The organism is Nocardia albiluteola (genome assembly GCF_018860155.1).
GTDB lineage: Bacteria > Actinomycetota > Actinomycetes > Mycobacteriales > Mycobacteriaceae > Nocardia > Nocardia albiluteola.
This window is the reverse complement of sequence record NZ_JAHKNI010000028.1, coordinates 70,576-77,965: the sequence shown is the minus strand read 5'-3', so window position 1 is coordinate 77,965 and position 7,390 is coordinate 70,576. Positions and strand designations below refer to the sequence as shown.

Sequence of the window (7,390 nt, the reverse complement as noted above, 5' to 3'; positions counted from 1 at the left end):
CACAGGAGCACTGGCATGAAATCCATGGAGAGCCGGATGCGGGGAAACTCGCACGTCCGGTTCGGCGGGCGGCCACAGGAAACGGAGTCGAGGCAACTCGACCACCGCGCCTGTGGTCGACCCAACCATCCGCCCGCCGATGCGGTCGACCCTGTCGCGTATGCGCTGGTACTGGCCGCGACACTGGGTGCGGATGCCATCGTCGTCTACGACCTCGGGCACGTGAACAACCAGCCGGCACTGGTCTGCGACGAGGGCTTCGACCTGGAAACGGTGTGTCCGCAGTGGACCTGGTTGCGGTGCGGATCGACGAATGCCGGCCGTTGGAGGGGTGCGGCTTGATGAGATTCATGCAACTCCCGTCCAGGTTCCTGCTGGCGCAGGCTTGTGCCGGGGTGGTCCGGCAGGAACATCCATTGTTGATTGCCGGATCTGAATTAGCCGGTCTGCACGAGTCGAAATTGGAACGTTCCATCTCGGATATTCCAGAAATTGATTGCGCCCGGGCACGAGTGGTACACAAGGTCGACCGCTGGGTGTCCGCACACGCACCCGAACCGGCGGGCGCGGCATTTCTTCACACCGAGACGATGGGAATGGTGATCGATCGCATGGCGGAATACTCCGTGGCGGCACGCGTCGCGCTGGAACGGGGAGCGGGCGAGCCACGCAGTCACTATCTGTGGCAGCGGGTCTCGGAGATCGCGCTTGGCTACGCCGACCTCGTGTTCGAGGTCAGTATCGGCCGCCGCCGCCTGCCCGATCTCGCCGATCCATGGACGGCACGGGAAGATCCGTCCCGGACAGGAGCGCGATGAGCGAGCAAGCCGAGAAACTGCCGTGCCGATCCCTTCTCAGCACAGCAAGATTCGCGCTGGGCGGGTGCGAGGTGAGCGAGCAGGCCGAGACGCTCCGGGGCATATTTTCGCGCCGATCTGTGGTCAGCGCAGCAGGGTTCGCGCTGGGCGGGTGCGAGGTGAGCGAGCAGGCCGAGACGCTCCGGGGCCTATTTTCGCGCCGGTCTCTGGTCAGCGCAGCAAGGTTCGCGCTGGGTGGCTGCGAGGTGAGCGAGCAGGCCGAGACACTGCGGGGCCTATTTTCGCGTCGATCTCTGGTCGGCACAGCAAGGTTCGCGTCGGGTGGCTGCACGATGAGCAGCAGACACTCCGGGGCCTATTTTCGCGCCGATCTCTGGTCAGCACAGCAAGATTCATGCCGGGTGGGTGCGCGATGAGCGAGCAGACCGAGAAGCTGCGGGACGATCTACGCACTCGTTTCCGGGTAGCGCAGGACGAGTCGTGCTGGGTGGGTGCGCGATGAGCGATCAAGTCGAGACACTGAGGGAGGATCTGTGTGCCGATCTCTGGGCGGTAAGGGAAGATTCGCGTTGGGTGGTCGCGCGATGAGGGAGCAAGCCGCGACACTGCGGGACGATCTCCGTACTGATCTCTGGGGAGCGCGGGAAGAGGCGTGCTGGGCGGTTGCACGATGAGCGAGCAAGCCGAGACAGTGCGAGATGATCTCCGTCGTGTGGCCTGGTGTGAGTTCGCGGCCATCGATGCGGCGGCCAAGCTGCTGGACGACCGCGAAATCGTCATCCTCGCAGGAAGATTGGATGCGATCGCAACGCACCTGTCCTCCCGTGCGGGTGATGGGCATCCGGTCCCGCCACAGGGAGCCGTGCCCGGTACCGGGCCCGACCGGATCGATCTGACCGTGCAGTGGGATTCGGTGACGGTCGCGGGCTGGTTCGTCCGCAACACACTCACCCGCTGGCTGTGGGCCGATGTGCTGTTCAACGCCGAACTGGTCACTTACGAGTTGACCAAGGCCTTTGTCGGCACGGTCCAAGACTGCGAGCCCGCCGACCCGACCGGGATGACGATCCGCCTGCGGGCGATCTCGGCGAACCGGCTCGTGGTCGAGGTCCACGATTCCCCCGGCAATGCCGCTGTTCTCGGCGAGGCCGAGGACCTGATCAGCGAGTGCGTCCAGGATGTTAGTGTCCGGTCCGGCGTATTTCGCCGCCACGGCCGCACGACCGTATGGTGCGAGCTCGCGCGCCCCGAGGGCAACCGCTGGATCTGACCAGCGGCAAGAGTTGCGCTTGCAGCGGAAAAACCGGGCCTGTAGGTTCGATTGGAGCCGTTGAGGGGGCGGAATATTCCGATCCGGCCTCCTCGATATCGCGGCACCGGCGCTGAGAGGACGAGATGACTGTCTGGGGACGTGGAATCCGTTGTGCAGCAGCGGTTGCCGGTGCAACCGCGCTACTGGCCGGGTGCGGGCCCAGTGGAGGCGGGGGAAACTCCGGCACACCAAGTGCGGGACAGTCCAGTGCCTCCGCGACGCCCACGGTCGCACAGACTGTGCCGACCGCGATCAACGGGTGCCAGCTGCCGCAGTCGTTCATCACTGCGGAGCATTTGGATTCGGACCCGAACAAGTCGGACACTCAAAACGGCAGCGCTATATGGCGTGGATGTGTATGGAGCACCTACAACGGAGACGGGTACGGTCTCGATGTAAGCACCACCAACCTGACGATCCCCATGGTGCAGGCCAACACGCGATTCAAGGTCGTGGAGCAGCTGACGATCGACGGACGTCAGGCCATCACGTTCCAGAACATCGGCCAGAAGGACTTGCGTGCTGCCTGCTTGATACATGTCGAGATGAAGGGCGGAGGGCTGGAGTTTTCGGTCGACAACCCTGCGTCGGGCAAAGCGACCGGGACCCAGGACTCCTGCGAGATTGCCAAGAAGCTGGCTGCGGACCTGGTTCCCATGATCCCGGCATCTGCTTAAGCTCGAAGTTCGCCGTCCGTCGATCTCGGTCGGATCAAGTAGGGGGAGGAGACCCGCACCATGGCCGATGGAAGTAACCCGGCACCGACAGGGCCGCTCGCGAGCCTGATCACTGACGCCCAGAACGGCGCCTTGACCGTTAGCTTCGGCAACGGGCTGAAGAAGGATTTCAGGCTCAACGCCGATGAGTTCGCCTACATTGAGCGGGACTGCATAGCGTTCAAGAAGGTGATCAGGGAACTTCAGAGTACCGCGACCGATATCGCCAACCGGACTGACTGGGGTCTGGGCGAATCGAATCCTAAGTTGCCTTCCGCTGGAACGGTGGTGTCGCGGTTCCGCAGTAAAGCCGCGAATGCGGGTCTGCCCACGGACTCGGACGACAACCTCCATGACATCCTCGACCAGCACTACCAAATCGTCGACGACATCCAAACCCTCCACCACACCATCGCCCAGCAGTTCTGCCAGCAGGACGCCCATTTCGCCGCCGAATACAACACGAAGATGGCGAACCTCGAGCCCAGCCCGATCGGCACCCCGATGCAGGTCGGCGTCACCACCAATCCCGGACTGGGGCTGTCGAAGTAATGGCCGTCTCGAACGAACCCCCGAAGATCGCCAACGGTGGCGAAAACCCGGACAGCATGTCGCACTGGGATATCTACAACGCCTTCGACCCGTTGAGCCCCGGGACGGCGCAAACCCCGGAACAGCAGTACGGCGATATCGCTTCCAAATGGTCCGAGGCCGCCTCCTTCTTCGCCTCGCGTATCCGCCAGTCGAGTTCGGCCGCATGGGACGGCAAGGCCGCCGATGCTTCCCGGACCGCAATCTCCAACTATGCCAGCCGCTCCGAGGAGCTGACCGACGCGTTGAATGCCCTGGCCAGCCAGGTCGGCTCCGCCAAGGATGGCGTAACGAACACCAAAAATGGTGTGGACAAGCCGATTGAGCATGTAAGTATCTGGCATCCCCTGGATGGAGATTTCTTCGGGCACCACGGTCCGCGGTCCCTGTCGAAGATCAACAGCGAGCGCGACAAGGCCCGCGAGGCGATGAAGAACAACTACGTCGCCAACATGATCTCCGCGGACAAGTCGATCCCGGTGACCCCCAAGCCGACCAGCCCCACCAACCCGCTGTACACGTACACCCCGACCAGCGGCAACCCGAACTCCAGTAACAGTAACAGCAACAGCAACAACCAGAGCATTGGAAACAGCACCAGCAGTACGAGTTACAGCGGCTCGGGCAGCGATTCGGGCAGCCAGTCCGGCACCTCGTCCTCGGACTCCACCTCGCACTCGAGCTATCAGTCCTCGAACGCCTCGACCTCGCTGAGCACGCTCCCCAGTAGCTTCTACAGCGGTCTGTCCTCGAGCCTGTCGACCACGCCGAGCAGTTTCACCAGCGGTACCGGCACCGGTTCGGGCTCGGGCGGCTACGACGGCGGTACGACCACGAATTCCGGTGGCGGCCTAGGCAAGAGCGTGACCGGTACCGGTAACACGACCACCGGCACCACGGCCGCGGCAGCCGCCACCAAGGCGGGCACCTCCAGCACGGGCATGACCGGTATGGGCGGCATGGGTGGCGCCAACAAGGGCAAGGGCAAGGGCGAGGACGACGCCGATCACAGCCTGCCCGAATGGCTCCGGAACATGGAGAACACCGAGGAACTCCTGGGCCCCCAACCGAAGACCATTCCCGGCGGCGTGATCGGCGGAGACTACGAGGACCCGCATGCCGGCGCCTGACCGCGCTCGCCTGAACTCCCGGCGCGCGGAATGATCGGCGAGCCAATGTAATGATCGACCCGGAGTGAGCGGCGAGCCGGAAGTGCAGCCGGGGGACAGTCTTGTTTGAAGTAGAGGGTGAATGATGGCCGAATGGCGTTGGGAAACGGACGATTTCGCGGCGCTGTGGCTGGGTGACGCGCGCGATCGGCTGCCGAGTCCGATGGGGTACACCAGCCGGTTCCCGACCCTGGACGAGGTGCACTACCACCGTCAGGCAGTGCACTCCCGCTACGACCGCGACGAGCGTGACCAGATCGAGCTGGCCTTCCAGACCCTCACCACCGCCGAGCTGCGTATCGAAATCGAGGGCCAGTCCACGACTCTCGGTAACGGAACGCCGAAGGAGTATCGAATCCTGGGCGGGCGCACCGCATATCACGCGGTCATGCTCACCCAGACCGCCGATCCCGACGCGCGCGACACCGTCGAGGGTCCGATCCGCTGCCGCATGTTCCGCCCCGAGCAGCTGCCCGCCCGCCTGGCCGCCGTCGTGCCGTCTTTCCCTGCGGGACAAGGCAGGCCGGACACCTTCCACCTCCAGGACCTGCGCGGCCGTCCCGCCGAAAGCTACGCTCGCAACACCCCGCGCGACCGTTACGACCGCATGTACCGCCAGCCCATGGACGGTGGCGGCACGGCCGCCCTGCTCACCGGCTCCCTGTTCCACCACCCCGCCCCCTGGCATCTCACCCGCTGGGTCGACATCGCCCGCGACGGCCGCTACCTCGTACAGCAGACTCGCGAGCACCTCACCGTCCGCCCCGCCACCCCCAACGACCTCACCACCTGCTTCGCCACCTGGATCGAACGTGCCCAGCAACGCCTTCGCGAGGACCAGCCCGACACCTGGTAGCGCCGCTCGACGTGCTCGCCGGCGGATATCTCGCCCGTCGAACTCGCGAACATCGAACTCGCAGGACCTATTCGCGAACGGCAGTGCGGGCCGCCCCATCGGCCGCCCGCACCGCCGCGCCTCGCGTGAGCGATCATCGGTGCCGCTGACCCTGATTCGCGATCGGCAGGTTCGGTCGGCCCTGGCCTGGATCGGTGCCGTCTGTCGGCGCATTCGTGATGATTGGTGCCGGTGACCCTGATTCGTGATCGGCGGGCTCGGTCGGCCCGGCCTGGATCGGTGTCGTCTGTCGGCGCATTCGTGATCATTGGTGTCGGTGACCCTGATTCGTGATCGGCAGGTTCGGTCGGCCCGGCCTGGATCGGTGTCGTCTGTCGGCGCATTCATGATGATTGGTGCCGGTGCCCTTGATTCGTGATCGGCAGGTTCGGTCGACCTGGCCTGGATCGGTGCCGTCTGCCGGCGCATTCGTGATGATTGGTGCCGGTGCCCCTGATTCGCGATCGGCGGGCTCGGTCGACCCGGCCTGGATCGGTGCCCTCTGCGGGCGCACTCGCGATCATCGGGTCCGGCAAGTCCATTCACGACCGGTGAGGTAGCCGGCTCATTCGTGACCGGAAGCATCCGCCGACGCGCTCGTGGCCGTGTCCGCGCGCTCCGTCGCGGCCGCGTGCCGCCTACATCAACCGGGCACGTCCAGCGCCGGATTTCATGATGCGACAAGCATCAATCACGCCGTGAACATAGAGTGTCCGCAGCCCGGATTACCCAAGCCCACAACGCTTTCCGACCCGATGGTCCTTGTGAGCGCTAACCAACATCGTGACCAGCGCAGAGCCGGTGATGATAGCGGCAGACTGGTCGGGCGACCTGCGTCCTCCTGCCCCTATTTATTTGGGTGGTTGTCATGTCGCGTTGGTGTTACCGTTGACCAGCAGGGTGTCTGTGCCGTCTCCGGAATCGGCACCGGCGCAGACGAGTCCAGACGAGGCGGGGCGTGGCGTGCCCCCATGACACGGCAGGAGAGGTGCGTGCGATGGGGAACAACACTCAACAGCAGTTCAGCCTGGATCCGGATGCATTCCGGAGGTCTGCGAACGTCACCCGTGCGCTGAGCGACAAGCTCGCCGGAATCTGGACCGAACTGGCCAACGGCGCCGACGCGATCGGCACCTGCTGGGGCACCGACAAGATCGGCAAAACATTCGCCGATGGTGATGGCACGCAGAACAATCCGGGCTATCTGTCGACCCGGTCGACGATGGACAATGGAATCAACGGAGACCAGGGTTTCTGTTCGTCCATCAATAACATTGCCGAGAGCCAGGTTCAGACGGCGAATTACATCCAGAACGAAATCGAGACCGCGAACACCAGCACCTACACCCAGGGGGCGTAGTCATGGTGGGTCTTGCCGGTCCGGAGGACTTTCCGGACCTGATGGAGGATATCCAGTCGACACTGCAGTCGATTGCGCGGCTGCAGCGTGATCGCACCGAGCTGATCGGTAAGGGTTCCGCGCGGCGCGGCCGCGTCACCGCATTGGTCAATGCGAACAATATTCTCGTGGACGTCAAATTCACCAAGGATATCGACGATCTCACCCATGCCGAACTCTCCCGGGCGATCGTCGAGGCGACGCAGGCCGCGGTCGAGGATGTCACCCAGAAGACCAAGGAATTGATGCAGCCGCTGCAGGAGCAGCGGGCCCGCCTGCCGAAGATCCAAGATCTCGTTCCCGGCATGCCGGATCTGCGCGCGAGCATGCCGATGGCGCCGCCGCCGTCGCTGAGCAAGCCCGCCGCCGACAGCGTTGCCACGGGCGAGGATTCCCCGATGGTCTACGACAACGTCGAGGTGGTCGAAGAGCACAAGTCCCGCGAGGCCGGAGTCACCGACTCCGGCTGGTGACTCGAGGGATGTGACCA

At 64.2% G+C, this 7,390-nt stretch carries 9 protein-coding genes; all 9 read left to right on the top strand.

Annotated features, from left to right (window positions below; all coding sequences use genetic code 11):
* Window positions 1–342, top strand: a 342-nt coding sequence (locus KO481_RS44995; RefSeq protein WP_215924103.1) for a hypothetical protein, incomplete at its 5' end; no start/stop codon positions are given.
* Window positions 343–350: 8 nt separating this feature from the next.
* Window positions 351–818 carry a DUF4254 domain-containing protein gene (locus KO481_RS41675; RefSeq protein WP_215924100.1) on the top strand — a complete coding sequence of 156 codons (468 nt, stop codon included), beginning with the start codon at window positions 351–353 and terminating at the stop codon, window positions 816–818.
* 670 nt (window positions 819–1,488) lie between these two features.
* Entirely contained in the window at window positions 1,489–2,088 is a 600-nt protein-coding gene (locus KO481_RS41670) for a hypothetical protein (RefSeq protein ID WP_215924098.1), read from the top strand.
* 125 nt (window positions 2,089–2,213) lie between these two features.
* Window positions 2,214–2,807 (top strand): DUF3558 domain-containing protein, encoded by a 594-nt coding sequence (locus KO481_RS41665; protein WP_215924096.1) that lies wholly within the window; start codon window positions 2,214–2,216, stop codon window positions 2,805–2,807.
* A 60-nt stretch (window positions 2,808–2,867) separates the two neighbouring features.
* Entirely contained in the window at window positions 2,868–3,398 is a 531-nt protein-coding gene (locus tag KO481_RS41660; RefSeq protein ID WP_215924094.1) for a hypothetical protein, read from the top strand.
* Entirely contained in the window at window positions 3,398–4,567 is a 1,170-nt protein-coding gene (locus tag KO481_RS41655) for a hypothetical protein (protein WP_215924092.1), read from the top strand. The genes KO481_RS41660 and KO481_RS41655 overlap by 1 nt, the downstream gene beginning before the upstream one ends.
* 121 nt (window positions 4,568–4,688) lie before the next feature.
* Window positions 4,689–5,462, top strand: a complete 774-nt coding sequence (locus KO481_RS41650; protein WP_245402274.1) for an ESX secretion-associated protein EspG — start codon at window positions 4,689–4,691, stop codon at window positions 5,460–5,462.
* A 1,036-nt stretch (window positions 5,463–6,498) separates the two neighbouring features.
* Entirely contained in the window at window positions 6,499–6,861 is a 363-nt protein-coding gene (locus KO481_RS41645) for a hypothetical protein (protein WP_215924090.1), read from the top strand.
* A gap of 2 nt (window positions 6,862–6,863) precedes the next feature.
* Complete coding sequence (locus tag KO481_RS41640; protein WP_215924088.1) at window positions 6,864–7,373, top strand: YbaB/EbfC family nucleoid-associated protein; 510 nt, start codon at window positions 6,864–6,866, stop codon at window positions 7,371–7,373.
* The last annotated feature ends 17 nt before the right edge of the window (window positions 7,374–7,390 follow it).

Coding starts and splice junctions, on each gene's coding strand:
- KO481_RS41650 (WP_245402274.1), top strand. CDS start 4,689: ATGATGGCCGAATGGCGTTGGGAAACGGACGATTTCGCGGCGCTGTGG.
- KO481_RS41675 (WP_215924100.1), top strand. CDS start 351: ATGCAACTCCCGTCCAGGTTCCTGCTGGCGCAGGCTTGTGCCGGGGTG.
- KO481_RS41655 (WP_215924092.1), top strand. CDS start 3,398: ATGGCCGTCTCGAACGAACCCCCGAAGATCGCCAACGGTGGCGAAAAC.
- KO481_RS41670 (WP_215924098.1), top strand. CDS start 1,489: ATGAGCGAGCAAGCCGAGACAGTGCGAGATGATCTCCGTCGTGTGGCC.
- KO481_RS41665 (WP_215924096.1), top strand. CDS start 2,214: ATGACTGTCTGGGGACGTGGAATCCGTTGTGCAGCAGCGGTTGCCGGT.
- KO481_RS41640 (WP_215924088.1), top strand. CDS start 6,864: ATGGTGGGTCTTGCCGGTCCGGAGGACTTTCCGGACCTGATGGAGGAT.
- KO481_RS41645 (WP_215924090.1), top strand. CDS start 6,499: ATGGGGAACAACACTCAACAGCAGTTCAGCCTGGATCCGGATGCATTC.
- KO481_RS41660 (WP_215924094.1), top strand. CDS start 2,868: ATGGCCGATGGAAGTAACCCGGCACCGACAGGGCCGCTCGCGAGCCTG.